The organism is Gluconobacter sp. P1D12_c, from assembly GCF_018812105.1.
GTDB lineage: Bacteria > Pseudomonadota > Alphaproteobacteria > Acetobacterales > Acetobacteraceae > Gluconobacter > Gluconobacter oxydans_A.
Window position 1 is genome coordinate 1 of record NZ_JACSIQ010000410.1, and the last position, 475, is coordinate 475.

1 protein-coding gene is annotated in these 475 nt (G+C 45.3%); it reads right to left on the reverse strand.

Going from position 1 to position 475, the window contains the following annotated elements; all coding sequences use genetic code 11:
• Positions 1-454, reverse strand: a 454-nt coding sequence (locus KP705_RS17415) for a protein rep (RefSeq protein ID WP_215765188.1), incomplete at its 3' end; no start/stop codon positions are given.
• Positions 455-475: the final 21 nt, after the last annotated feature.

The following is a 475-nucleotide window of genomic DNA, read 5'->3' on the forward strand; positions in this document are numbered from 1 at the left end:
GAAGCCTCTCATCATTAAGAGACCCCTTGAACTCCTTAAACGATCCGTACCTCTGTATCAGTCGCGTATTGAGTGTCTCATTATAGAACCACTCAAGATGGCCATCCTCCATCGTCTCAATATCGTTCGGCTTAGTCACATATTTTGTGACCTCATCAACAGACTCAAGAGTTCCCGCATCCTTAACAATGCACGACATCCTCTCACGAACATCAGCAAGAAAATCCTGCCAGCCGTTCCCCTTCAAATACGGCAGATCAAAGAGGATATTCATATGCATGTTAAGGGTTTCATGATCCTCATTATGAGTGAACTCAGTCCCCCTGAAATACAGATTTGAACCATATTTTTGATTGAGCCAACGGAAGCAATCAGAGAGCTTGCGTGTCCATTTCCTATGCTCCGCCTTGAGGTCATCATATATGCGGACGTTCTCACCGCAGGTGATAACCATGTACCGCAGATACTTCCCCTT